This window comes from Murimonas intestini (assembly GCF_024622195.1).
Taxonomy (GTDB): Bacteria; Bacillota; Clostridia; order Lachnospirales; family Lachnospiraceae; genus Murimonas; species Murimonas intestini.
On record NZ_JANKBI010000008.1, the window covers coordinates 20,052 to 46,285 of the forward strand.

The 26,234-nt window shown below is 45.5% G+C and carries 22 protein-coding genes; 4 read left to right on the forward strand and 18 right to left on the reverse strand.

Features of this window, described 5'->3' with window-relative positions; translation table 11 throughout:
- Positions 1-13: 13 nt before the first annotated feature.
- The 4 genes from NSB28_RS12820 to NSB28_RS12835 form a co-directional block, all read right to left on the reverse strand.
- Positions 14-2,110, reverse strand: a complete 2,097-nt coding sequence (locus NSB28_RS12820; RefSeq protein ID WP_109625724.1) for an alpha-galactosidase — start codon at positions 2,108-2,110, stop codon at positions 14-16.
- Between the two features lie 22 nt (positions 2,111-2,132).
- Complete coding sequence (locus NSB28_RS12825; protein ID WP_109625725.1) at positions 2,133-2,957, reverse strand: carbohydrate ABC transporter permease; 825 nt, start codon at positions 2,955-2,957, stop codon at positions 2,133-2,135.
- A 12-nt stretch (positions 2,958-2,969) separates the two neighbouring features.
- Complete coding sequence (locus NSB28_RS12830) at positions 2,970-3,899, reverse strand: carbohydrate ABC transporter permease (RefSeq protein WP_109625726.1); 930 nt, start codon at positions 3,897-3,899, stop codon at positions 2,970-2,972.
- Between the two features lie 153 nt (positions 3,900-4,052).
- Complete coding sequence (locus NSB28_RS12835; RefSeq protein WP_257497779.1) at positions 4,053-5,471, reverse strand: ABC transporter substrate-binding protein; 1,419 nt, start codon at positions 5,469-5,471, stop codon at positions 4,053-4,055.
- Positions 5,472-5,734: 263 nt separating this feature from the next.
- Here NSB28_RS12835 and NSB28_RS12840 point away from each other — a divergent pair, with 263 nt between their 5' ends.
- Together NSB28_RS12840 and NSB28_RS12845 are read left to right on the forward strand one after the other, a co-directional pair.
- The gene (locus NSB28_RS12840) at positions 5,735-6,565 is read left to right on the forward strand and encodes an AraC family transcriptional regulator (protein WP_109625728.1); all 831 of its coding nucleotides are present in this window, start codon (positions 5,735-5,737) and stop codon (positions 6,563-6,565) included.
- Positions 6,566-6,583: 18 nt separating this feature from the next.
- Positions 6,584-6,850, forward strand: coding sequence for a hypothetical protein (locus tag NSB28_RS12845; protein WP_109625729.1), 267 nt, complete (start codon positions 6,584-6,586; stop codon positions 6,848-6,850).
- Positions 6,851-6,854: 4 nt separating this feature from the next.
- Here NSB28_RS12845 and NSB28_RS12850 read toward each other — a convergent pair whose 3' ends face one another.
- The 9 genes from NSB28_RS12850 to NSB28_RS12890 form a co-directional block, all read right to left on the reverse strand.
- Positions 6,855-7,679, reverse strand: coding sequence for an acyltransferase domain-containing protein (locus tag NSB28_RS12850; protein WP_257497780.1), 825 nt, complete (start codon positions 7,677-7,679; stop codon positions 6,855-6,857).
- Positions 7,676-8,911, reverse strand: coding sequence for a Gfo/Idh/MocA family protein (locus tag NSB28_RS12855; RefSeq protein WP_109625731.1), 1,236 nt, complete (start codon positions 8,909-8,911; stop codon positions 7,676-7,678). The genes NSB28_RS12850 and NSB28_RS12855 overlap by 4 nt, the downstream gene beginning before the upstream one ends.
- Before the next feature lie 43 nt (positions 8,912-8,954).
- Positions 8,955-10,502 carry a response regulator gene (locus tag NSB28_RS12860; RefSeq protein ID WP_109625732.1) on the reverse strand — a complete coding sequence of 516 codons (1,548 nt, stop codon included), beginning with the start codon at positions 10,500-10,502 and terminating at the stop codon, positions 8,955-8,957.
- Positions 10,495-12,291 carry a sensor histidine kinase gene (locus NSB28_RS12865; RefSeq protein ID WP_109625733.1) on the reverse strand — a complete coding sequence of 599 codons (1,797 nt, stop codon included), beginning with the start codon at positions 12,289-12,291 and terminating at the stop codon, positions 10,495-10,497. The genes NSB28_RS12860 and NSB28_RS12865 overlap by 8 nt, the downstream gene beginning before the upstream one ends.
- Before the next feature lie 133 nt (positions 12,292-12,424).
- Positions 12,425-13,744: an alpha-L-fucosidase gene (locus tag NSB28_RS12870; protein WP_109625734.1), complete on the reverse strand. Its 1,320-nt coding sequence runs from the start codon at positions 13,742-13,744 to the stop codon at positions 12,425-12,427.
- A 97-nt stretch (positions 13,745-13,841) separates the two neighbouring features.
- Positions 13,842-14,690 carry a carbohydrate ABC transporter permease gene (locus NSB28_RS12875; RefSeq protein WP_109625735.1) on the reverse strand — a complete coding sequence of 283 codons (849 nt, stop codon included), beginning with the start codon at positions 14,688-14,690 and terminating at the stop codon, positions 13,842-13,844.
- Positions 14,691-14,702: 12 nt separating this feature from the next.
- Positions 14,703-15,614, reverse strand: a complete 912-nt coding sequence (locus tag NSB28_RS12880; RefSeq protein WP_109625736.1) for a carbohydrate ABC transporter permease — start codon at positions 15,612-15,614, stop codon at positions 14,703-14,705.
- A gap of 80 nt (positions 15,615-15,694) precedes the next feature.
- On the reverse strand, positions 15,695-17,032 hold the full coding sequence (locus NSB28_RS12885) for an ABC transporter substrate-binding protein (protein WP_109625737.1): 1,338 nt from the start codon (positions 17,030-17,032) through the stop codon (positions 15,695-15,697).
- Positions 17,033-17,278: 246 nt separating this feature from the next.
- Complete coding sequence (locus NSB28_RS12890; protein WP_109625738.1) at positions 17,279-18,565, reverse strand: ABC transporter substrate-binding protein; 1,287 nt, start codon at positions 18,563-18,565, stop codon at positions 17,279-17,281.
- A 287-nt stretch (positions 18,566-18,852) separates the two neighbouring features.
- Here NSB28_RS12890 and NSB28_RS12895 point away from each other — a divergent pair, with 287 nt between their 5' ends.
- On the forward strand, positions 18,853-19,617 hold the full coding sequence (locus NSB28_RS12895) for a DUF305 domain-containing protein (protein WP_109625739.1): 765 nt from the start codon (positions 18,853-18,855) through the stop codon (positions 19,615-19,617).
- 59 nt (positions 19,618-19,676) lie between these two features.
- On the opposite strand, the gene NSB28_RS12900 is transcribed toward NSB28_RS12895, so the two are convergent.
- From NSB28_RS12900 to NSB28_RS12910, 3 genes are all read right to left on the reverse strand, one after another.
- Positions 19,677-20,855, reverse strand: a complete 1,179-nt coding sequence (locus NSB28_RS12900; RefSeq protein WP_109625740.1) for an iron-containing alcohol dehydrogenase — start codon at positions 20,853-20,855, stop codon at positions 19,677-19,679.
- A 203-nt stretch (positions 20,856-21,058) separates the two neighbouring features.
- Positions 21,059-21,469: a winged helix-turn-helix transcriptional regulator gene (locus NSB28_RS12905; RefSeq protein ID WP_109625741.1), complete on the reverse strand. Its 411-nt coding sequence runs from the start codon at positions 21,467-21,469 to the stop codon at positions 21,059-21,061.
- A 109-nt stretch (positions 21,470-21,578) separates the two neighbouring features.
- Positions 21,579-22,217, reverse strand: a complete 639-nt coding sequence (locus tag NSB28_RS12910) for a sugar O-acetyltransferase (RefSeq protein ID WP_109625742.1) — start codon at positions 22,215-22,217, stop codon at positions 21,579-21,581.
- Positions 22,218-22,413: 196 nt separating this feature from the next.
- Here NSB28_RS12910 and NSB28_RS12915 point away from each other — a divergent pair, with 196 nt between their 5' ends.
- Positions 22,414-23,310: an AraC family transcriptional regulator gene (locus NSB28_RS12915; protein ID WP_109625743.1), complete on the forward strand. Its 897-nt coding sequence runs from the start codon at positions 22,414-22,416 to the stop codon at positions 23,308-23,310.
- Here NSB28_RS12915 and NSB28_RS12920 read toward each other — a convergent pair.
- Both NSB28_RS12920 and NSB28_RS12925 read right to left on the reverse strand, forming a co-directional pair.
- Entirely contained in the window at positions 23,287-24,276 is a 990-nt protein-coding gene (locus NSB28_RS12920; RefSeq protein WP_109625744.1) for a beta-galactosidase small subunit, read from the reverse strand. The genes NSB28_RS12915 and NSB28_RS12920 overlap by 24 nt on opposite strands.
- Entirely contained in the window at positions 24,260-26,164 is a 1,905-nt protein-coding gene (locus tag NSB28_RS12925) for a glycoside hydrolase family 2 TIM barrel-domain containing protein (RefSeq protein ID WP_109625745.1), read from the reverse strand. The genes NSB28_RS12920 and NSB28_RS12925 overlap by 17 nt, the downstream gene beginning before the upstream one ends.
- Positions 26,165-26,234 lie beyond the last annotated feature (70 nt).

Here is a 26,234-nt window from a genome sequence, read left to right on the forward strand (position 1 = left end):
ATTCCACGGACAGTTACTTTACCTCTTTAAGCCGAATCAGTAAACTGTCATAGTCTCCTTTTAAAATTAATGAAATACCTGCATTCATCAAAAATTCTCCTGTCTTGGACTGTTCTTTTCCATTTAACTCAAAACAGTAGCGTTTTTCCGGTTTCAGTCCTCTAAGCTTCAGGTTATACCAGGAATTCCCGTAACGCTCATGGTCGAGGAATACAAACACTGCACTCTCTTCCCCTCTCACATACTGTACAGCATGGATATCTCCGTCCCTAAAGGAACACAGACGGTATAAATCCCCCAGCTGAACTGTCTCACGGATCTGTTTATAAATTTCAATATATCCTGCCAGAGTTTCCAGCTGTTCTTCTGAAGTTTTATTCAGATCTGTACCGATCCCCAGGGAGCCGCACATGGCGCTGTACATGGAAAACTGCAGCGGGATCTTTCTCTGATCCATTCCAAAATCATCTGTCAGCCACGCCCTCATATATTTGATGGGATAAAGATAGCTGTACCACTCCTGCATATAAAGACGGTCATAAGCATCTGTATTATCGCTGGGCCAGTATTCATCAAAATATTTCATTGCCCCATAATCTACTCTTCCTCCGCCTGAAGCGCACGCTTCAAACTCCACATGGGGATGGCGTTTTCTCAATTCTTCCGCCAGGCGGTAAACCCCCTGGGTATTCCTAAACCACAGTTCCTTCCACTGGGATTTGTCATAATTGGCGCTGCCCATTTCCGCTGCATAGCGGTTCATATCCCACTTAATATATGAAATATTATTTTCTGCCAGCAGTTTATCAAAAAGTCCGATTAAATAGTCTACGACTTCCGGATTTGACATATCCAGTTCATACTGATTTCTTCCCATCAGCACTTCTCTTGTCGGGTAGCGGTAAATCCAGTCAGGATGTTCTCTATATAACCTGCTGTTTTCATTTGTCATCTCCGGCTCTATCCAAAGGCCGAATTTCATGCCCAGTGCATTTACCTCACGGATAAGCTTTTGAAGTCCTTCAGGAAATTTTTTCTCATCCGCATACCAGTCTCCCAGAGCTGCCGTATCATCGTTCCTGCCGTCAAACCAGCCGTCATCCACCACAAAAAGTTCCACGCCCATCTTTGCCGCACGTTCTGCAAGGGCTATCTGTTCTTCACACTGTACATCAAAGGTTGTAGAATACCAGGAATTATAAAGCACCGGCAGCGGCTTCTCTGCCAGAACCTGGGGCATCATATGCCGGAAGCAAAAGTGATGGAGTGTGTGTGTCATATCCTCAAATCCATCAGATGTATATCCTGCATAAACCGCCGGAGTCTCAAAACTTTCTCCCCCATGCAGTGTCCAGGCAAAATCCGTGTCACTGATCCCGATCAGGATATTGAGATAATCACAGTTAACAGCTTCAATTACAGTTTTAAAATTCCCGGAATATTCCAAAGCTCCAAAATACACATCCCCTTTTGTCTCCTCTGCATGCTTATGTACTAAAAAGAAGGGGCTTACTGTATGGGCCGTCAGGCCATATAAGCTCTCGTATACTTTTTTTCCTGCCTCCACAGGCTCACTGTGTGCCAAGAATTCCGCCCCCCAGCGGCCCTTATAGTTAATTGTTTCATATCCTGTGCCTGAAAGCCCGTATTCCGCAGAATATACGCTCTCCAGAATAATAGGCTCCTGTCCTCTATTTTCAAGAACACGCCATTTTTTTATAAGATTTTCTTCCTCATAGACATGGTAATGCAGATGTACCGCAAATGGATAGCAGATATCCTGCAGAACCAGCTCCAAATGTTCTTCACCGGCCTTCACTTCTGCCAGCCTGTACCTGAAGTCCCGCACTCCATCCGCAAACGTCACCTTCAGCGAAGTCTCTTTAAACCGCATTCCCCCAAATGAAGAACATTCTTCTCTGTATAACTGGGGTCCGCTGACATTCACTGTCTGGTTGCTGCTGGAAATATCAGAAAAATCACTCAGCTCATCAACTCTTTTTCCCCAATACCGGTTTTCAACCAGCCCTTCCTTGGTTAAACCCAGCACATAGCTGGCGTTTTTTGTATGAAGTGCAAATAGTTTATTATCAATAATGTTTACTGCCATCGTTTTCTCTCCTTATTTTTAATCAACCTTTTGTTCCTGAGGTTGCAATTCCCTCCACAAACTGTTTCTGGAAAAGCAGGAATAAGATTACCATAGGAACAATCGCAATCAGGGAGCCTGCCATAAGCTGAGGATAATCCACAGAATACTGGCCCATGAGGTTTACAAGCCCGGAAGATAATGTCATCTTATCGATGGACATATTGACGATCAATGGCCACATCATATCTTTCCATGCAAACAGCGCAGTAAATATGGCAACAGACACCAGGCCTGATTTTGTCAGCGGAAGCATAACCTTCCAGAAGGTTTTCCAGATGGAACACCCGTCCAGCACAGATGCTTCCTCCAGATCCCTGGGGATCCCCATAAAAAACTGGCGTAGAAGAAATGTGCCAAAGGTGCTGACAATTCCAGGAAGTACAAGCGCCTTGATGGAATCAAGCCATCCCAGTTTACTGACGATCATATACTGAGGCAGGATAAAAATCTGCCCCGGAACCATCATCTGAAGCAAGACAATAACAAACAGAAAATTTTTAAACGGAAATTCCAGCCTTGCAAACGCATATGCAGCCAGTGCACTGAAAAATACGGAGCCCAGCACACGAAAAACCACCATTAAAAATGTATTCATAAAAAATGTGGCAAACGGAAGCACCTCACTAACCGCCTTATAGTTTTTGAAACTCCAGGAAGACGGTAATATCTGCGGAGGGATCCTCAGCGCTTCAGCCTGTGTCTTAAAGGATGTCAGTACACTCCAGACAAAGGGAAGTATCATAATAAATGCCATAATTATCAATGCTATGTAGACCGCTGCATTCTTTTTGTTTTTTACTTTCATTTCTTACACCCCCTAATCATTATAGTGCACCCATTTCTTCTGCAATTTATTCTGGATCAAAGTCAGTATCATAATAATCACAAAAAGAAATACCACAATTGCGGAACCATAACCTCTGTTATACTTCTGGAATGTATACCTGTAAAACAGATATACGATAGATTCTACTGATTTAAAGGACGGAGATGAAGGTTTGAACATCATATAAATCGTATCGAACACCTGCAGTGAGCTGATTACAGTTGTCACTATTACAAAAAACAGGGTGGGCGATACCATCGGTATGGTGATTTTAAAGAATTTTGCTACAGGACCTGCCCCGTCAATCTCAGCCGCTTCGTATAATCCCCGCGGAACATCCTGTAAGCCCGCCAGAAGAATGATCATATTATAACCCAGCATACTCCAGATACCCACCACAGCAACGGCCGCCATTGCCAGGGACGGATTTCCCAGCCAGTCCGGCCCCGTTATCCCGAAGACCGACAGTATCTGATTAAACAGGCCAAAATCTTTGTTATACAGCCACTTCCATACGAGAGCGACAGCTGCCGGCGCTGAGACAACCGGAAGGAAATAGATGCATCTGAAAATTCCTTTTCCCTTGATCTTTACGTTCAGCAATGTTGCCAGAAGAAGTGACAGAAACACCCCAATAGGAACCGTAATGACTGCATAAATAAGTACGTTTTTCAATGAGCGCCAGACTTCCATATCACCGGCTAGCTTTATGTAATTGTCTAATCCCACAAATTTTAATTCTGCAAACCCTTTTGCCTCATGGAAGCTGTAATAAATCGACTGGATCACTGCCCAGAGATTCAGGACAGCAACCCCAATAACTGTTGGCGCCACAAATGCGTATGCGTATGCCCATGTTTTTACATTTCTTTTTTTCAATGTAAGACCGGGGTTTTTAATTTTTTTCTTTTTACCCACCATGTTACCTCCACTTCTTTAAACAGGCTGATTAATCGGGAAAGACCATACCTCCTGCTGCACCCTGGCTTTGGCTGCGGCGAAGTATGGTCTTCCATCATATACCTGCTTAGGTATAATTTTCAAACAAGCAACCGATTTCCGTATATGAAATCCTTACTGCATACTTGCATTAATCTCTTCTGTAATAGTTTTCATTGCATCCTCAACAGGAAGTTTAAGAGAGAACACCTGCGGCATGTATTCTTCCAGAATCGCACTTGCATCACTTGTACTTGTTGTAAATCCCGGGCTTGTATGTCCATACTCTGCGCAGGTTACAAAAGGAGACACATCTACTTCATATTTTGCGATCCATGGGTCCTGAGTACCGTTAAATGCAGGAATCGCAACACCGGATTCTGCCTGAAGCGTCTGTCCTTCTTCTGATCCTAAGTATTCTACAAGTTTCTTTGCAGCCTCAGGATTCTTAGTATTTGCAGCTACAGAAAATGCCATTCCGCTGCAGATCACACCTTTCTCCTTACCTGTCGGCAGTTCAGCCACTCCAAAGTTCAGTGTGTCTACATTCAGATATTCCGTGAGCATCCAGGAACCGCCAAAGTTCATAGCCACTTTGCCAGATTCAAAATATTCATCTGGTGACAGGTTTGCCAGATCCGCTGAATTCGGAGAATATCCTTTTTCAATAAAGGACACTGCATATTTCATTGCCTCTATAGCTTCCGGAGAATCAAAGGTACAGAGATTCTTTTCTTCATCAAATACTTCTCCGCCATTCTGCCATACCAGGTTCCAGTAAAAGTTCTGCCCGTCATTAGCTGCTGCGATACCGTAAATTCCTTTTTCTTTATCTGTGAGCTTCTCAGCTGCAGACATCATATCATCCCATGTCCAGTCTGCAGTAGGATACTCCACATTAGCGGCATCAAACAAATCTTTATTGTAATATAACCCTAATGTCCCGATATCTTTTGGAATACCGTAATATGCCTCGTCAACTTTGAAATCATCAACTACATACTGGGGGAAATTGCTGGCATTTGCCACATCTCCTGCAAGAACGTCTGATAAGTCCATCAGCATTCCGCCTTCTGCATAATTCTTCACTTCATCCGGATGCATGACCACAATATCAGGCATATTTCCGCCCTGTGCCGCAGCCTGCAGTTTTGTCCAGTACTCATCCCAGGGAACAGTTTCTACAGTCACCTTACAGTCTGGATTATGCTTCATAAAGCCTTCCGCCATCTTTACAAGTCCCGGCTCCTGGTTGGAGTCCCAAAAAATCATTTTCAATTCCCCGGAAACAGAACTTTCTTCTGCCGATGCATTATCATTCTCCGGCGCTGTACTTTCACTCTCTGCTGCAGTACTGTCTTTTTCCGCCTCTGTACTTTCAGTAGCTGCATTGTCTTTTTTTGCTTCTGTACTTTCGCTTTTGGCTTCTGTTGTGCCAGCTTCTGTTTTTGCTGTATCTTTTTCTTTTGCATTATCAGAACCGCCGCATGCGCTCATGGAAACAGCTACAGTTCCGGCCATCAGCAGAGTCATCAATCTTTTATACTTTTTCACGTTTTCATACCTCTCTTCTGTTTTTTTACGCACTGATTCTATATCATTTTCAACATTCTGCACAATATCACCGAGTATATATGTGCTTTTATTTACTATTATTGAGTATTTTATACAAATTCGAATTTGTTTTTGTGATTATATCTTACACTTTTCCCATTACCAATTCTACAGAGATTACTTGTACTTTTTTATATAAATCTTGCATTATAACGTGTTTTAATCTATAATATAAGTAAATCACAAGGAAAGAAGTTGTTTGCATGCTTGTATATGACCAGTATATCTATTCTGAAAAACCTGATTGTGACGATGATATTATTGTCTTTCATTCGGGTTTTTGTTCAACACTGCCGAATTACAGTTACGGAAAAGATACCAGGGACTATTATCTGGTTCATTATGTCACAAAAGGTAAAGGAACATATCAGACAGAGCAGAATACTTATCACCTGAAAGAAAATGATGGCTTTCTTATCCTCCCGGGAGATACAATCGTGCACACTGCAGATAAAAATGAACCCTGGGATTTGTGCTGGGTGGCTTTCTTTGGCAGAAAAGCGGAAAACTTGCTGAAATCTGCAGGTCTGGACAAAAAACACCTGATCTTCCATTATGATGAGGATGACTTTCTGGAAACATGTATTAAAAATATTTATAACGAAAGCCGCACAAATAAAAATATTTCTTATATCAACGCACATTTTTATCTTTTTATGGGCAGACTGGTGGAACAGTACAACAGGCAGCACAACCGTAAGCCTGAGCCTGTACGTTTTAATCCCTTTGATGACGCGATGATATATATACGGAGAAATATACGCTATCAGATTTCTGTGGAACATCTGGCAAATTATATGCGCCTGGATACTTCACAGGTTTACCGGATCTTCAAAGCCCACACCGGAAAATCTCCTCATCAGATGATCAGTGATATGCGGATAGAAAAAACATGTGAATTTCTGGAAAAAACAGACCTTTCCATACGGGAAATTGCAGAATGGATGAACTACGAATATCAGTCGCACTTCACAAAACAGTTCAAATCTAAAATGAACATGAGTCCTTCAGAGTATCGTGCAATGAAAAAATAAATTTAAGGAGGGATATCTATGAAGAAAATGGCAGCACAAAAAAAGGCCTGCATGATTATCGTTATTATCTGGATAGCGCTGGGAGCCTTGCTTATGACGTTATCACTGACAATAGGGAATAGTAATCCTGATACAAGACCTTTTTTAACAGTATTGAGAAATATCTATATAACTGCTGTTCCTGTCATCCTGATCATCGAGGCAGTCATACGCAGGGAACATGTAGTTATGACGGTTGTGGGGAGCGCACTTGTCTTTGCCCTCTCCCTGCTGCTTTTATGGTAGACAGTCAGAGCATAAAGATACCTGACGCGTTTCCCAGATGCCTGCCTGCTAAAAGGTAAGCTTTGGCCCTTTTTTGAAATGCTGTATCTTCCGGATAGTCTGCGGGGTCTTCCCGCACTGTCCGGAAGATCCTCAGCTCTGCATCACGGTCCGCTTCATTTACTTCAAATATATGAAATCGTTCCTGAAATCTGATGATATTTGAATCCGCCTTCATCAGCTCCTTTAATCCCGGATACAGCAGCCATGAATCGCACACAAAGTAATGGAAATCCGGGAACATTTTTTGTGCCTGTCTCAGAGAATCCTCACATGCATCAAATCTCAGCGGTTCTCCCTGGGGTATATGGATATTCAGGAGCATCTGGCCTTTTTTGATTTCAAATCCTCCTGTACTTATGTCTTCTCTGGCAGGATACAGCTCATACTGCAGCCTTCCCAGCCTGAACAGCTTCAGATAAGAGTGGCGCCAGAGCCATTCACACTCCCGAAGCCCACACTCCCCCGTCTGTGCATAGCAGTTCTCACACCATATCCTGTAATCTGAAAAAGTATCCAGATAAAGCTGCTCTGTCAGCCCCTTTCTCTGATAATCTTCATATGCTTCACATGCAAACATTACATAATAATAGAGAAAACGCCTGCTGCTCCCTTCTTCCCGGTTTACCTGCCTGTTAAATTCCTGCCAGTCCCTGAAAAATGTCTCCCGCACAGCCCTGTATTCTTTATCCTCTGTCTTAAGCCGCTCTTCCTCTATGATCCCGGCAGCCGCCTCCGGCATCTTCACCAGCACGCAGAATTCTTCCGGTGTTATTTTTTTTATGCTCACAGACATACCACCTTTCCTGTTATTCTGGATTCCTCAGCAGCCAGAGCCATCAAATGACTCTCTACAGCCATACTTGCCTTGGATGTGCTTTCCTCGTTACCCAGCCCTGCTATAAGAGCGGTAAAGTCCTTCATCATAGCTTCATCACTTCCGCTATGGCCTCCCTCAGTCTTGTGCAGGACGATTTTCTCATAATCGCCGGAAGCAAAATCCATGATTTCTATTTCTCCGCTTTCCATATTTCCCCTGATCTGCCCTTCTGTGCCCATGAGGTTGATGACGCGCTCACATTTATCCGTAAAAGCACACATTGTAAACGAGGCTGTGACCTGGTTCTCAAATTCTATATTTACCACCTGATGATCAACTACGTTGTTCCCGCACTGGAACACGCACCTTCCATAAGGGCCTTTTTCCAGAGCACGGTGCAGGGATTCCCTGCCGGTATCCAGGCTCACTGCGCGGTACAGATCACCTCTTGACGGATGCTCCAGATAGAATCTGGGTGCATAGTAAGGGCATGCATCCCTGTGCCTGCAGCCATCCAGACAATATTTGGGGGCATCCTCCGGGGCATTTTCTTTCTTAAAATATTTCAGGCTTCCAAACGAGCTGATCCTGGTACAATGGCTGTCTGAGAGCCAAAGCAGGATATCCATATCATGACAGCATTTCTGGAGGATCATGGGACTGGCTGTTCTCCCATCACTCCAGTTCCCCCGCACAAAACTGTGAGCCTGATGCCAGTACCCCACGCTTTCTATATGCTGGATACTCACAAGCTCCCCTATCTTTCCACACTCCAGAAGCTCCTTCAATTTCACGAAAAAAGGAGAATAGCGCAGGACGTGGCAGACGCTTAATATTCTGTCATACTTTTTAGCTGCCCTGCCCATCTCCATGATCTCCTCCCGCTCAGGTGACATGGGTTTCTCAACCAGTACATGATATCCCTTCTCCAGAGCCGTCATGACTGGCTCATAATGCATTCTGTCCTGGGTGCAGATAAGTGCGCAGTCCGCCATTTTCTCTTTTGCAAGAAGTGATTCATAGTTCTCATAGCAGTAATCTGTGCTGATACCGTGAAGTCCTGCCAGCATCTCCCTTCTCTCCCTGTTTGGCTCTGCCACTGCAACGATTTTCAGTTCATTTGGATATTTAAGTGCATAAGAAGCGTAGGCATCTGCTCCCCGCAAGCCTGCTCCGATCAAAACTGCCGTAACCTGCTTCATATTTTCCTCCCATTGGTGTTCCATGCAGCTTTTGCCTCTGGAATCACTTATAATCTTTAGGGGATATCCCCGTATATTTTTTAAAAAAATGCGAAAAGTATGTCGTATTTTCAAATCCGAGGGCATCCGCGATCTCATAAATCTTCATATCCCTCTGGCTGAGGTATTCCTTGGCCTTCTCCACTTTCTTCCTGTTGATGGCGCTGATAACTGTAGTTCCTGTACTCTCCCTGAATATCCTGCTCAGATAGCTTGGACTCGTGCCGATGCTTCTGGCCACATCAGAGACAGATATACATTTTTCATAGTTGTCCTGGATATATTTCTCACATTCACAGATCAGCACATTCTTCCTGCTCACAGCAGCGCTCACGAAATCTGCCGTACTCCTTATGATCTTTTCCATGATGCATACATATTCATTTACGTGGCGGCATTCATATATCCTTCTTGAAAGGCTACCCTGAAGCCCTGTCACGTCATAAACTGTTTTGCCGTATTCCGCCAGGATCTTCCGGCACTGGCTGCGGATGAGGATTCCCGAATTTTTAATCACGTTCGCCGTCTCCCCTGCGCATTTCTGCTGATCCAGAAGCACATCAAAGGCTTTCAGAGCTTCTGTTGTCTGCCCCCTGCGGATCAGATGCAAAAGCTCCTGCTGTTTTAAATCAGCTTCCTCTGAATAGTTATTTCCCTCCTTCTTCTCTTCTGAATAAAAATTGATTTTGCTCTTTTCATCCAGAAAGCTTTTTCCCAGCGCTTCCTCCGCCTCACTATAAGCCAGTTTCAAACAGGAAGCCCCCTTCTGTCTCCTGCTGACACCGATGTATACATACAGCTTCATGAAATTATCCATCATGTCTGTGATCTGGGCGCACTTTTCACTGATTTCTTCTATGTAATCTGCATCACTCTGCTTTAAATAGATGGCAAACATGTTTCTTCCCACTGCTAATCCACGGATCATTGCCTCTGCGAAAACCATTCCGAAAAAATTAAGAAGGCTGGCATGGATCTGCTTTCTCCTCCCGGATTCCACCTCTTCCCCCATTCTAAAATGCAGCAGAATGATAAGATATCCATCCTCCATCTGCAGTCCAAGGCCCGCCGCCCTGGCCTCAACCTCTGACTGCTCATACAGGGCGCCGTCAAAAACTGATTTCAGATAATTCTCCTGCAGGACCTGCAGATTCTCCGGCTTTTCCCTATCCTTTTCCCGCTCCAGCTCCTCCCTGGCCTTCTCCACTGCTGTGATCAGACCCTCAAAGGCGCCTGTCTTGGTGACATAATCCACCACACCGTACTTTATCGCTGACTGGGCATAGGCAAAATCGGCATAGGCAGTCAGCAGGATGATCTTTATGGGAAGCCGCCGCTCCCAGACCCAGCGTGCTATGGATATACCATCCTGCCCCGGCATCTTAATGTCCAGTATAAGGATATCAGGGCAGACCTTTTCTATATTATCCATGACCTCACAGCCATTTGAAGCTATATAGGCAGTCTTACAGCCAAGCTTCTCCCAGTCCACGAGGGTGGACATTGCTTTTCTCACAATTGGTTCGTCATCCGCTATCATTACTTTATACATGGTCCATATCTCCTAACTGCGCGCCGCCCTCATCCAGAGGGACACAGATATAAATACTGGTGCCCCCGTTTCTCCTGGAATATCCTGAGAGCCCGTATTCCTCTCCATACATCAGGCGGATGATGTTGTGCACATTGTTCAGTCCTACATGATTATGCTGCCTGTCCTCTTCCTGTGTTTCCATTGGAAATATCAGAGGACCGTCTTCTCCGAATCCGACGCCATTATCCTTTGTCTCTATGTAGAGCTTACCGCCTTCTTCATAAATCCTCACACTGACCACTCCATTTTCCATCATTGGTTCAATCCCGTGGATCACTGCATTTTCCACTATCAGCTGGATACACAGCTTTGGTATATAAAGCTCCTTCAGCTTTTCATCTGCTGTGACAGAATAAGAAAGCCGTTCCCCAAAGCGGTAGCTCTGCAGGTACAGATAATACTCCACATATTCCAGCTCCTGGCGTATCTTTACCTTCTCTGTATTTTTCCTGTATATCTTGGCCTGGATGAGCTGGGCAAAGGAGGAAATCATTTTGTATACTTCCTCGTCACCGTTCATTTTCGCCTCCAGCGCTATAGTATTGAGTACATTAAACATGAAATGAGGATTCATCTGCATCTGCAGGAATTTCACTTCCAGTTCCTTGATAGAGAGCTGCTTTTCATAGACCTGGTTTATCAGATGGCTGATATAAGCTGTCATCTCGTTAAAGGTATGGCTGATCTCATGGAACTCCTGGCTGGAATATTCAGGGAGCTTTGTCTCAAAATTCCCCTCCTTCACCTCCATAAGCCTGCCTGTCACTTCTTTTAAAGGTCTGGTCAGGTAATAGATCACCATTATAAACAGGACCGCTGCGGCTATCATAATCAATACAATGAGCATCACATACAGCTTTATTGAATTATTGAGCAGAGCCGCTGTCTGTCCGCTTGGCACGGCCGCCATCACGCTCATGCCAAGGCACAGCTCTTGCAGACAGAGCCTGTAGGATTTCCCATAGAGGCTGGCAGTATACGGCCTTTCTTCATATACAGTACGTACCTCCTGCCATCCCTGATCTTCAAAAAGCATGCGGGTACCGCAAACCGGCTCTCCCCTCCCCTCATACAAAAGCCACATGGAATCCTCATAGTTCTCCATATTTTCCATCATTCCCTCTATGGCATCCAGGTGTATCTCAAATATCAGCGTCCCCGTCTCCCTCATATTGCTGTCGAAGATGCCATAGGCAATATATCCTCTCTTCTCTTCCCCCGTATAGCATCTGGCATACAGTTCATTGCCGCTTCCCTCTGTTTTGAAACGGCTGAAAATATCCTGAAAATCCTTACTGCTTTTTTCAGCTTCAGAGTAGATCATGGCATAGTAGGATGCCTGTATAGAATCACCGCTTCTGTCAAAAAGACATACTTTATCAATCAGAGGCTGGCTGGGCCTCCCCGAATTCTTTGCATCATTAATGTCCACCCTCTTTTCGAAGTCAGCCTGCAGAGCCAAAAGGCCGCCTGGCTCATGGTCCTCCCTGCCCAGATAATCCATGATCTCATCCGACTCCCTGACACTGTATATGATCTCTTCCAGATAATCCATCCTGTTTGCTACATTATTGCATGTCTCAGTCAGGAAAAAATCCATATCATTGTTAATATATTTCCCCACGATAAGATGGATCGAGACTACCAGCACGATGCCGCCCAGAACCAGGGCTGCCAGTGTAATGCAGCAGTTGATAAGCAACATCTTGTTTCTCAGTGATTCCCGGCGGCGGCACTTTCTCCCCATAATTTTCCCCTCCCCTGTTCCACCTGTGCAAAACAGTTCTCGTACAGGCAGCTTTGCACTGCTTTTTCTCCATTGTAGCAATTATGGGAAAATACTTCAATGGTAAGAGGATGCACGGGAGGTGTATGACTATTTATTCCGCGGCCGTTGAGAGTTCCAGCTCAATTACAGTATCAGCCGTCTCCTCAACAGAAAATGAAAAACATTCTGGCGTTCCGTAGTTGATAAATTCACAGTCAGGGAATTCCCTGGCTACCCATGGGGTCATTTTGAGCATCTCAAAACCGTCTGACAGCCTCCTGGCTTTCTTCAGCCTGCCTTTTATCCCGGGCAGGGCTACAGCGCCAATGCTTTCCTCCATGATATGTGCATACAGGTAATTTCCCTTCCTGGTATATCTCCCCCACTCAGGTTTCTCTATACCGGAACTTCCGCATCCATAAATACTCCCGCCGTTTCTCTTCATCCAACGGCCTACTTCCGAGAGTACCATCAGCTGCCAGTCAGGTATCTCCCCCTTAGCTGTAGGAGATACATTTACAATCATATTTCCGTTTTTGCTGGTGCACTCCACCAGTTTCTTGATTATCTGTACAGCTGTCTTATGGTGAAGGTCCATAGGATTGTAGCCCCAGTTATTGTTCAGCGTAAAGCAGGCCTCCCATGGAATCTGCCTGCCGGACGGGGTCTTCAGGCCCGATGGCGGGATAATCATTTCCGGACAGGCAAAATCTCCCGAAAAAATATTGGGATCATCTGTCATCACAGACCCGTAATTCTCACCATTAGCCTCCAGTCTTCCATTTATGATAATTCCAGGCTGCAGGGCACGGACCATTTCTATCAGCTCTTCTCCTCTCCAGTCGTGTCCAGTATGGCCTTCATATGAGAAATCAAACCACAGGAGATCGATCTTGCCGTACTCAGTCATCAATTCATGGACCTGGTTATGCATATATGTAAGATAATTGTTAAAATCATGCTCTTTTCCCCGGCAGGCCTCATTATTTCTCTCGGGATGATACATATCACCATAAGCCGGATAATCCGGATGATGCCAGTCCAGCAGGGAATAATAAAAGCCCACCTTTAGCCCTTCAGCCCTGAAAGCCTCCGTAAATTCCCGGACAAGATCCCTTCTGCATCTTGTATTTGTGCTCTTGTAATCTGTATACCTGCTGTCAAAAAGGCAGAAGCCTTCATGGTGCTTGGCGGTGAGAACCGCATACTTCATTCCGGCTTCCCGGGCTGCCCTTGCCCACTCTCCTGGATCGTAACGCACCGGATTCCACTCATCAAAATATTTTGTGTATTCTTCCCGGGAAATCTGCTCATCGCTCTGTATCCACTCGCCTCTCCCCGGAATTGCATAAAGTCCCCAGTGTATAAACATGCCAAATCTGGCTTCCATAAACCACTTCGTCCGCTCACCGCGCTCTTCTATGATACCCATTTATTCTCTCCTCCCGGCTGTTCAGTAATTTCGCAGTTGCCTCTCCTCACTATTTGATTTTCAGCCTGCCGTGCTGCCTTCCTGTCTCTGGGCGCACTTATCCCTTAACAGCCCCAGCCGTAAGTGATTTAACAAACGTCTCTGAAAGCAGGCAGAATATCACGATGGTTGGCACCACCGCCACTATGATGGCAGAAAACATTCCGTTTAAATTCTTTGAGTAAGCTGACGTAAACTGTCCCAGCAGGGCCGGTATCGTCATCTTCTCAGGTGATTTAAGCAGAATAGAAGCAAAATAAAATTCATTCCAGTTATTCAGAAAAGCCATGATCCCGGCTGTTGCCAGGCCCGGCTTTGCTATAGGCAGTATAATCCTCACAAAGGTGCCGGTATATCCGCATCCGTCTATCTTGGCTGCCTCCTCCATCTCCTTTGGAATAGTGGAAAAGTAACTCTGGAGGATGAAATAAGTCACCGCTATGCCCAGCCCGGAATAAATAAAAATCACACCCGCCCTGGTGTCCTTCAGTCCCAGATCGCCTAACAGGCGGTATATTGGAAACGATATTGACACTGACGGGATAAAAAGTGTGGTAGAAAACATCAGTGTAACAAGCGCACGGCCAAAGAACTTCATCCGCGCCACCACATAAGCTGCCATAGCGACAATAGCAACACTGATAACCGTGGAAATGATCGTAATAATAAAGCTGTTGATAAAATAAGTCTGAATATCCAGCTTTGTGAAGATCGTTACATAACCGTCAAAAATCCACTCATCCGGCAGGGACAGACCCCCCGGATTTTTTTTAAATGATGAAATAAATACCCACAATATAGGATATACAGAAACTATCATTACAAGCAGCATAATGAAGTAGCGGAATATTTTTGCCCCCCTGCTTCCGCCTTCGCTGTGTTCTCCGTTTTTCTTTCTTTTACTCATGCCTTTGCCTCCCTATTCCCCATCCTTAGTATGGAACAGACGGTTGATGCAGCCTACCAGCAGGATACCCAGGAATATCTGTATCACCCCGGCAGTATTTGCCCTGGCAAAATTCAGCTTCTGACTCCCCAGAGCCGTCTTGTATATATAAAAGCTCAGGCTGTAGGTAGAATTATCGGGGCCTCCCCCGGAGATCAGGGCTATCTCATTGTACAGGAGCAGTCCGTAGTTAGCTGCTATGACTGACACAGTGCCTATCATTGGTCTTAAAAGGGGCAGTGTTATCCTTGTATCTATCTGGAGACTGGATGCCCCATCCACTTTAGCTGCCTCATAGATGCCCGGATCAATGGAAAATATCTGGGTCATCAGAAGCAGGCAAGAGGATCCTCCAAACAGCACAAAGCTAAATGTCACTCCCCAGAAAGCCCATTTCTCATTTGCCAGAACACTCACATTGCTGCCGGGCACTATCTTGTTGCAGATTTCGGTCACAATACCTCTGGCCGGGCTGTAGAGATTCAGGAAAATCAGGCCTATGGCCGCCGTGGAAATAATATTGGGGATAACAAAAGCGTTCCTTGTCATCCTCCAGCCCCTCTCCCGCTTTGAAAGAACAAGGGCTACCAGTACACTCCAGGGAATCTGGATGAGCATGGTAAGTATCACCCACTTAATAGAATTGATAAGAGCCCTCTGAAAATTGGCATCAACAGTAAATATTTTTCTGTAGTTGTCAAAGACGTGGTCCCACCCCAAAAATCTGGGGGCCACAAAGTTTTTGGAATTCCACTCACAGAATGAAGTAAAGAAAATATTGATCAGCGGGTATGCGTAAATAATAAGGTAGAGCAGGATGGCCGGCATCAGAAAATACAAAATAAAGCCAGTCCTCTTATTCAACCGAGATTTTTTCTTTTTCATTTTACCCTCCTTAAAACTTCCTGTCCGGGAAAAAGCGGGGACTATCCCAGGACAGTCCCCACTGCTGCGCGGCTTACATTTTATTGTGCTGCCTCCAAAGCCTGGTCGAGCTCTTTAATGACATCATCCACGCTCTTTGATCCATCTTTTAATCCGGCATACTTATTCTGGTATTCACCTTCCACATCTCCGCCAAAATTATTGCCCCAGCCCAGTGCTTTAATATCCGCTGTATTCAGCGTTCTGCAGGCCTCCACCAAAAGTTTGCCGGCCGGACTTTCTACTGTGCCGGCTGCCGCTTCATAATCTACAGCCGTGCTGGGAACCATTCCTATGCCGTTTTCCACTATCCTGCCCGCTATCTCCGGACTGGTCATATATTTAATGAATTCTACACAGATCTCTTTTTGTTCATCAGAAAGTTTATCAGATACTACATACCCGCAGCCCCCTGAGAGAAGACCTGCCTTTTTGCCGTCATCTGTAGGAAAAAGTGCCGGTTTGAGATTTTCGATCCCCGCTTCACAGTCTGTAAAATCACCTGCCGCCCACACGCCGTTAAAGAGCATAGCGCTGTCGCCGCTTGTAAAATCCAGCATATACTGGTTATCGTCATCTCCCCCAGGGCCGAAATGAGCCGCATCTATCTTCTCAAGTACATTTTTCTGCATAAATCCTGTTGTCTGGCGGAAAGTCTCATCATCAAAGCTCTCTATTTCCCTGCCCTTAGCGTAGAACTCTCTGGATGCCTCATCTCTCTGGGAATATCCTGCTGCCAGGATATTAGTGGGCCATCCTGCATTCATACTAAATGGTGAGATTCCTGCTGCCACCAGCTTATCCACAGCTGCATCAAAATCTGCCCAGGATTTCCACATATCAGGCGTTTCTGCCCCCGCTTCCTTAAATAAGGCTTCATTATACCAGAAACCCACACCCTCTACCTGCTCTCTCACAGAGTATATTTTTCCATCCGCGGTCATGTTCTGGTCGTAGCATACGCCAACACCTGCCTTTAAGTCGTCATCTGCATCCAGGTATGGTTTCAGGTCCATGATGGCACCCGCACCCGCGGCTGCTTCCGTGATATCCCATCCGCCAAAATCTGCAATGTCGTAAAAGTCACCTGAACTCAGATCATTCAGCGCAGTGTTGTAGATGCCTTCCGCGCCGCCCTGGTCAGCCACGATATTAAAGGTAAATTCATCCTTGTGCATATCGGCAAATTCCTGATATATCTTCCTCATCTCTGCTGCCGGCGCCCACTCTGACTCATCATGATAATAGCCGTGTGTAAATGTCACACTTGGAAGTCCATCTCCCCCGTCATCTGCTGCCAGAACTGTCTGTCCTGCGGCAGATACAAAAGATACTGTCATTGCAAGTGCAAGAATGGAACTGAATACTTTGTTTTTCATAGTGCGTCCTCCTTTTGGATAGCTCTTAATGGCTTAACATATCCGTTACCTATAATCTACTATAGCCTTTGTACAAATCCAATAAACAGAACTGCCCCTTTCTTACGCTTTTTTGGCCTCTTTATACCTTAAAGGCAAAAAAATGCACTTTTTTTACCTGTTCTTTAGGAGACCGGTAAAAAAAGTGCATTTGTAACTGTTCATCACCTTCACAGTTACGTGTATCTTTCAGCTCTGTTCTATTATTTATTTCTCTGCTATGCGGTTCAAATCCTCCAGCATGGGGGCCAGCTTCTTCTCATCCCTAGCCGCTCCCGCCAGCTGATCTGCCAGCACATCCCCATAGCTGCCCGTCCACACAGAACGCAGTGTCTTGATCTTCACATCCGCCCTGTTGGCAGCCTGCAGTCCTTTTCCAAGCAGAGGATACTCCTGGAGTATCTCTTCCCCGCTTACCTGAGGATTCACAGGAGCCTGCCCTGTCTTCAGGGCCAGCTCTGTCTGTACCTCCTCACTGAGCATATATTTCAGGAAACGGACACACGCCTCTCTCTTTCGGGCATCCTGATTATTATAAACCACATAGCCCGCGGAAGGTGAGACATAGGCCAGACTTCTGCCGTCTTCCATGGGGTATGCTGCATAACCTATATTTTCTGCCCCGCTGCTCTCCCTGAAATATTCACTGTCCCACACTCCGTTAAAAAATATTGCGCATTTGCCTTCAGCAAAAAACTGCCTGGCATTATCCAGATTATTAACATCATGAGAATAAGAAAGCAGCCTCCCTGTATCCTTCACAGTTTCTTCCACAGCCTTTGCCGCAAAGTCACCGGGTATCGTATTTGTCATAGAGAAGCCTTCTTCACTGCCGGCCAGCCTTGCAAAGAAAAAATTCTCTACGATCTGGTCGTTTTCCAGGGCAAAAGGTGTAATATCAAGACCATTCTCTTTACTCCACCCTTCAATCTTATCACAGTCCCTAAAAAACTCATCCCATGTATCAGGAAGATCCACATCCCCCTTCTCATCTGTTATCCCTGCTTTTTTGAAAATATCTTCATTATACCAGTAGCCGCTGACCTCCATTGCATCCGGCAGGGTGTACAGTTTTCCGCTGCTCTCCCATGCTTCAAAAACTGCAGGTGATATCTCCTCTTTAAATTCCTCATCAGCCTCTATATATGGCATCAGATCCATTGCCATTCCCCGTCTCACGGCATTCTCCACGTAGTAAGAAAATCCGTTAGTGCTGATAATATCAGGCATCTTTCCTACTGAAAGCATATTATTTGCTTCTTCCACTGCAATGGTCACATCAGGAAAGGGCTGAAATTCGAGAACAATATCCTCATTCTGCTCATCAAACTGCCTGTAGATATCCTGCATGGTCTGATGATTCTTCAGTGTTCCGCCCCAGCCATGCATCAGCGTAATTGTGACAGGTTCCAGGATCTCCTCTTTTTCCCTGCACCCTGATACAAGCATTCCCAGGCAAAACATAAGACAGACAATATACCATCGTCCCTTCATCAGCCATCCTCCCCTTTCTGTATTCGTCTCAGGCAGTCAGGAAAACTCTGACCAGCCGGAATAAGCATTATTTTTATGAGTAAAAGTGTATCATATTTCTCCTGACATTTCCACTTCATCTGCGCGCATCTGTAATCCGTCAGAGACTTTCAAAATAAAACAAATGCATAATATCCCTTGTAATCCTAATAATAAAGTAGACCTTATCGTGCGCAGCATGCCCATCCGTAGGATCTGAATTATGGGATGCACGGAGGTGTATAAATTATTCAGAAAGGAAAATATTTATGGATAATAAAAAGATTTACTGGGTCATAGGAATCATTATCGCAGTCCTTCTGATCCTGCTCATCATCCTGGGATACAGCTTCAACGGCAGGAGAAACAAAGCTTCTGAGACGGAAGACGGCAGCACTGAGAGCATTCAGACTGAATCATTACAAAGTACTGCTTCAGAATCTGATACAGCCGGTGAGACATCCTCAGAATCAGATGGTTCACCTGCAGATTCAGCCGCTCTGAGCCAGTACCTTCAGGAGCAGGATATTATCATGTCCGACATGATGGGCAACATGGAGGTGGAGCCCACAGGAAATGCTTCGGTAGATTTTTTAAAGGGAATGATACCTCACCACAGGTCAGCTATCGACATGTCAGAGAGCTATCTGAAGCTTGGGGGCGCTAATGCCGAACTCAAAAAACTGGCAGAAGACATCATAGACGCACAGACTGGGGAGATCGACGAGATGAACCGTCTGATAGAGGAAATAGAAGCCTCAGGTAAGACTGACACTGATAAAGAGCAGGGCTACCTGAACAGCTATAATAAAATGATGGCGAGCCACCAGCATATGCATCACGGCACATCCTCCGCAAAGGATGTGGAACAGGCATTTGCAGAAGGTATGCTGATGCACCACCAGATGGCTGTGGATATGTCAAAGGCGATCCTGGATTATACTGATAATGATGAGGTCCGCAAACTGGCGGAGGATATCATTGACGCCCAGGAAAAAGAAATACAGCAGATGCAGGATATAATAAATCAGTAAAATACCGCTTTCCCGGCACTGCTGCAAAATTTCGGGAAAGCGGTATTTTGATAACTGCCTTATCTGGCCATCTCATAGATTGCCAGCATATCTGCTTCATGGAGGATCCTGGCAGATCCGGCATTGTCATTTGTAGTTATGCTGCACATCCTGGCCATTGTCTTCATCTGCTCATCTGTGGGATCCAGCCCCAGTTCAGCAAAAGATGTGGGCATATCAATGGACCTGTAGAAATCTTCCATGGCTTCGATTCCCTTAAGGGCTGTCTCTTCAGGGCTACCGCCTTCCTGAATTCCCATCACATTTACTGCAAAGCGCACGAACCTTGGCAGACAGTCCTTATATACATACCTGGCCCAGCTGCCCCATACTGCAGCCAGTCCTGCTCCATGGGCCACGTCAAACATTCCGCCGATCTCATGCTCCAGCATGTGTGTGGCAAAATCTCCTCCGTCATTTCCGCAGCCAGTCAATCCGTTGTGTGAAAGGCTTCCGGCCCACATGATCTCTGCACGCGCTTCATAATTTCCCGGGTCCGCTTTCAGGACATGGGCATATTTCATAACAGTGCGCATAAGCGCTTCTGCAATGCTGTCTGTGATCTCCATATTTCCGCCAGATGTAAAATACCTCTCCATCGTATGCATCAGGATATCCGTGCAGCCGCAGGCTGTCTGATAATCCGGGAGGGTCATAGTGAGTTCCGGATCCATAACTGCAAATCTGGGGCGTGCCAGATCAGAATTGTAGGCTCTTTTAATCCATCCCTCTTCTTTTGTTATAACTGAGCTGTCGCTCATCTCACTTCCGGCAGCAGCAATAGTCAAAACAACACCTATGGGCAGACATGTATCCGCCTGTCTTTTCCTGTCATAGAAATCCCAGACATCTCCGCCATTCGCTACTCCATATCCGATAGCCTTGGAGGAATCTATAACACTTCCGCCTCCCACAGCCAGGATAAAGTCTACATTTTCCTTCCTGCACAATTCGATTCCCTGATAAACGAGGGACAGCCTTGGGTTCGGCACCACACCGCCAAGTTCCACATACGAGATGCCTGCCTCATCAAGAGATCTTTTGATACTGTCAATCAGCCCTGACCTCTTAGCGCTGTTTCCGCCATAATGTATCAGAACTTTGCTGCACTTCTCCTCTTTGACAAGCTGCCCTGTCTGCTCACTGGTTTTCCTTCCGAATACTACTTTTGTAGGTGCAAAATATTCAAAATTATACATAATACGATTACTTCCCTTCTCCTAGTTATATAACTCATTATAATCTGAAAAATATCGTAGTACAAGAAGGCACTATTTTTTCCCCAGGTTACTTTCAGGTTCCCTCAATTTCTTCTTACCTTGTAACTGTTCAGTACCTTCACAGTTACATGCAAAAATCCATTTAAAATCGCCTTCGGCGATGAGATTTTTGCACACTTGAATCATTTTCTTACGGTCTGTGCAGTAAATGCACAGGCCTGCTGAATAGTTACCTTCCCCTTATCATTGCAGGTTGCATGAGTCAGCTCATACTTCTCCCCAATGTTGGCATATCCCCAGTCACACATCAGATTCAGGATAGGGAAAAGAGTCTGCCCCAGGGCAGTAACAGAATACTCCACCTGGACAGGTACAGTAGGTACGACTGTCCTGTCTATGATTCCGTCCTCCTCCAGCTCCCGAAGCTGGGCTGTGAGTGTCTTTTTCGGGGCTGTCCCCAGAAACCGCAGTATCTCATTATACCTTTTTGTCCCCTGATGCTGGAGAAAATGCAGGATCAGGGGCTTCCATTTGCCTCCCATCACCTTCAGCGTGATCTCTATTTCGCATGATACGATCTTTTTATCTGACAATAGTTTTACCTCCTGACAGGCAATCTGGCACTTCCCGGACATCCCGGCAGAGCCGCTTCCTGCCACCTATTATTTTATCACGCAATCACGCTAAAATCATCTGATTTTATTATTTGTTTCCTTTTTCCGTCATTGCCTCCACAGCCTTCCAGGCTTCCTCATCAAATTCCCTGTCTTTATAATAATATTTTATATCTTCCTCAGTAATTTTCCTTATGACTTTGCAGGGATTTCCCCCGGCTATCACCCAGTCAGGGATGTCCTTCGTCACCACACTCCCGGCCCCGATTACTGTGTTGCTTCCGATATGCACACCCGGAAGTATTACTGTATTTCCCCCGATCCACACATTATCACCTATGGTCACTTCGATCCCATATTCATACAGGGTATTCCTGGCCGCCGGATGTACAGGATGACCAGCCGTATAGACAGACACATTTGGAGCCATCTGGCAGTTATCCCCAATCTTTACTTTTGCCACATCAATAATAGTACAATTATAATTTGCAAAGAAATTTTTCCCTACCTCAATATGTGAGCCATAATCACAGTAAAACGGCGGATTTATAAATGCCTCCTCCGACTTGCCCAAAAGCTCTTTAATTATTTCAGCAATTGCATCAAAGTCCGATCTGTCAGCTGTGTTGAGCTTCTGGAGTATCTTTCGGCACTTCATCTGCTCCTTCATAACTGCTTCATCTGATATGTATGCAAGACCTGCATCTCTTCTTTCAATATTATCCATTTATTTATCCTCCTGATTTATATTTCCGTGGGCCGCGTCTGCACACCAAAGTAATATTGTGCTCTTTTTTCAGCCATGATATAATAATATTATTTATTACTCTTATAATCTACCATAATCATCCCTGTTTTTTGTAATTATCGTATTTTTTTATGCCAGCGGGGATTTTTGTTGAAAGAAAAGCAAGGTGCAGAATATGAAAGAATTAGAAATCATGAAGGACGACTCTGAAATCGTTCACTATGACCGTTCAGGTGTTCCTCTTTATATAAGAAATGCCAGGTTATCCAGTTATCCAAATATGCGTGCACTATGCCACTGGCATGAAGACCTGGAGTTCATCCGTGTCTTCAGCGGAAAAATGAATTACTATGTGAATGGTAAGAGTATCCTTCTCAATGAAAATGACTGCCTTATGGTAAATGTGCGCCAGATGCACTATGGCTATGCCTCCGACAAGACGGACTGTGATTTTGCCTGCATTCTGTTCCATCCCAACTTATTTACCGGAAACAAATCACTTTATCAGGATTATATCCTGCCTATCCTGAACAACCAGAACCTGGAATATCTCCATTATACACCTGATGAGACCGGATTCCCGGATGTGCTGCAGCTACTGGACAGAATCATCTCTCTGAAGGAGCAGTCTGTCCCGGGTTATGAGATGGAGGTCATTGGGATTATGCATGCCTTCTGGAACAGGATCCTGCAGCATCCCGAGATCATACCTCCCGCATCCTCTGACAAAGACCGTTCAGACCTGGCGATACAGAAGAATATGGTCTCTTATATATACCAGCACTTTTCAGAAAAAATATCGCTGACAGACATAGCCGCAGCCGGAAATATCTGCCGCAACAAATGCTGCGTGATCTTCCGGCACTATCTACAGCAGTCGCCCATAGAGTTCTTAAATTCTTACAGGCTCAAGGTCAGCTGCGGACTGCTGAAAGAAACTGCTGACAGTATTACACGTATAGCGCTTTCCTGCGGCTTTAATCATCTCAGCTATTACTCAAAGCTGTTTTTACAGAATTATGGATGCACTCCAAGCGAGTACAGATGCTTATATACTGCTCCCGGAGACTGATTTATGAACTGCTTTGCCGATTCTGAAGGAATAGCATATATCCTTCCCTGCATCTATGCAGTACTCCGACTCCACATCAGATCCCCAGCTGTCGATCCCGCCCACACCTCTCACTGCCCCTGCTATGCACAGTACTGTGCGCCTCGCAGGCGGCAGTTCTTCATGATGCGTGGCATTTTCCAGTTCTTCTGCAGTATAGGGAAGACAGGAAAATGCAAAGTTCCCTTCTGCTGCCGAAAACCTGATTCCGCTCTGTAAACATTCCCTTTTCCTGTTATCCAGGACAGTGCTCCTGTATATCTCCACCCATCCTGTGTCCATATGCATACCGCACTCCTGGGGTACTATGTAAGGGGTGACCGGAAGCCCTTCTGTCTCATAGATTCCCCGGATACCCCCAGCCATACGGTCAGGATAAGTCTCTCCGGACAATCCCTCATAACAGAACCCGTCTGCTCTGGACGGCATCACAAAGCGCATCCCAAATACCGGAAGCTCAGGGAGCCCCGCCTTTCCAAAATAATGCACTGACACAAGGATCTCTCCACCCGGCTCTGTCAGATAAGAAACCGTAACTGAAGCGGAGGGCACTGTTATAGTCTCATATGTGAAAATAATTTCTACAGAATCCGCCTCAGCCCCTGCATGATACTGATTGTTGGCCGGAGCCTTCGGCAAGGGGATTTCCTCACCGTTTACCTTCACTTCTGTATCCGCATGTTTTATAAACATATCAGCTGCAAGCCACATTCCTGACCGTAAATGAAATTTACTGCCCCTGTCATTGTCGGTGAGCGCCCTCCAGAATGTAGGCTTTGGTGTGCGGTACAGCCACTCTTTTCCCTGGATCACAAGTGATTCAGGCCCGCCCGTCTGATAAGAAAATATATAATGGAAATCCGGGCCCTGCACTCCCAGGGTCACGTCTCCGTATACAAGCTTTAATTTATTATTTGTATAATCCATAATAGTATCTTACCTCCTGCATCGCTGGTTTCTCTGTCCTGTCCGCAAACACGATCCCATTTCCCGAAAATTCATAATCAGAAGGCCTGTCGTCAAAATCACCGCCATAACGCAGAACCCGTCTTCCTGTCACTTCATCCTCCACCCACAGGGCCTGGTCAATAAAATCCCAGATAAAGCCTCCTTGATACATCTCATACTTATCAATCAAATCTATGTAGGACTTCAGGCCCCCGAGAGAATTTCCCATATCATGCATATATTCACAGAGGATAAATGGTTTCTCGGGGTCCTGGGCAAGGTATTCTTCCGCCTGCCGGGGAGATGCATACATCCTGCTCTCCATATCCGAGATCCTGCCTTCATATTTACGGTTGTGGAATACTCCCTCATAATGTACAAGCCGTCCATTATCCCGCTGCTTATAATACTTGTTCATACGGGCTATGGCTTCGCCGGCATAAGATTCATTTCCCAGGGACCAGAACAGTATGGAGGTATGATTCTTCAGAAGTTCAAAATTGCTTTTGGCACGGTCCATGACAGCCCCTGTCCATTTTTCACTGTCTCCCGGCACATTCCAGGAAGGTTCCACTGCCCCCATCTTCTGCCAGGAGCCATGGGACTCCAGGTTAACCTCTGCCATCACATAGACCCCGGCTTCATCGCACATATAATACCAGGGTATCTGATCAGGATAATGGCATGTCCTGACAGCATTTATATGATTTCTCCTGATACACTCCATATCCCACTTCATCTCATCCGCACCGATGCATCTGCCGCCCCCGGCACTCCATTCGTGACGGTTGACACCATTAATGACAAGTCTTTTCCCGTTCAGGCAGATCACCTTATTCTTCAGCTCTACTTTTCTGAATCCAACCTGATAAGGGATAAACTCTGTCACTTCACCCTTCTCATTATATAAAGTGATGCCCAGCGTATACAGGTATGGCTCCTTATTATCCCAGGCCTTTACTCCCTTTAGCTCTGTCTGGCCCAGCTTCACCTCAGGCTGTACTTCCATTTCTTTCTCAAGGCACACGCATCCTTCCCTGTCCTTCAGCACAATATGAACTTTTGAACCTGCTCCCTCTTTCATGGAGGCGCCGTCTCCTGAGATTTTCATATCCATTGAAAAATATCCGGCTCCCGTATCAGGATCAAGCTCCGGCTTTGCCCACATATCTTCCAGATGAAGTTCTGGCTTCGCAAACAATGTCACGTTTCTGAATATTCCAAAGAACCGGAAAAAGTCCTGGTCCTCTAAAAAAGCAGCCGTACTTCTCTTATGTACCTCTACCGCCAGCAGATTGTCCTTCTCGCGTATGTATGGGGTCAGATCAAATTCTGACGGCGTAAAGCTGTCCTCCGCATACCCCACAAAACTACCGTTGAGCCATACATACATTGCCTGTTCCACGCCCTCAAAGCATATGACTGTCCTCTTGCCTATGAGTCCCTCATCCAGATCAAACCGGGTCACATAAGAACCTGCAGGATTATAATCATCTTCACTGAACATCCCTGCTCCCATGTGCTGATCATCAGGCACACCTGCCGGCCTGCGGTACCTGTGTCCCTCCCAGGGATACATTGTGTTGATATAATGGATCTTATCATACCCGGCCAGTTCAATATGACCGGGCACCTGGATCTCATCAAAGCCTGACCTGTCATATTCTTCCTTATAAAATTCCGCCGGACGGCTTTTTGCATTTTCTGAATACTTAAACTTCCATGTACCATTCAGGCTCTGCGAAAAAGAGCTCTGCCCTGACTTGTACTCCTGCTCATTTGCAAAAAATCTGTGGTCGCTGTGGGCAGGAAGCTGATTGACCCGGAAAACCTCCGGGTCATCCAGCCATTTGATATCTGCTTTCATCTGTTTCCCTCCTCTTCCTTTTTCAGAACTTAAATATTATTTTAAGATAAACTGATTATAAAATCAACGG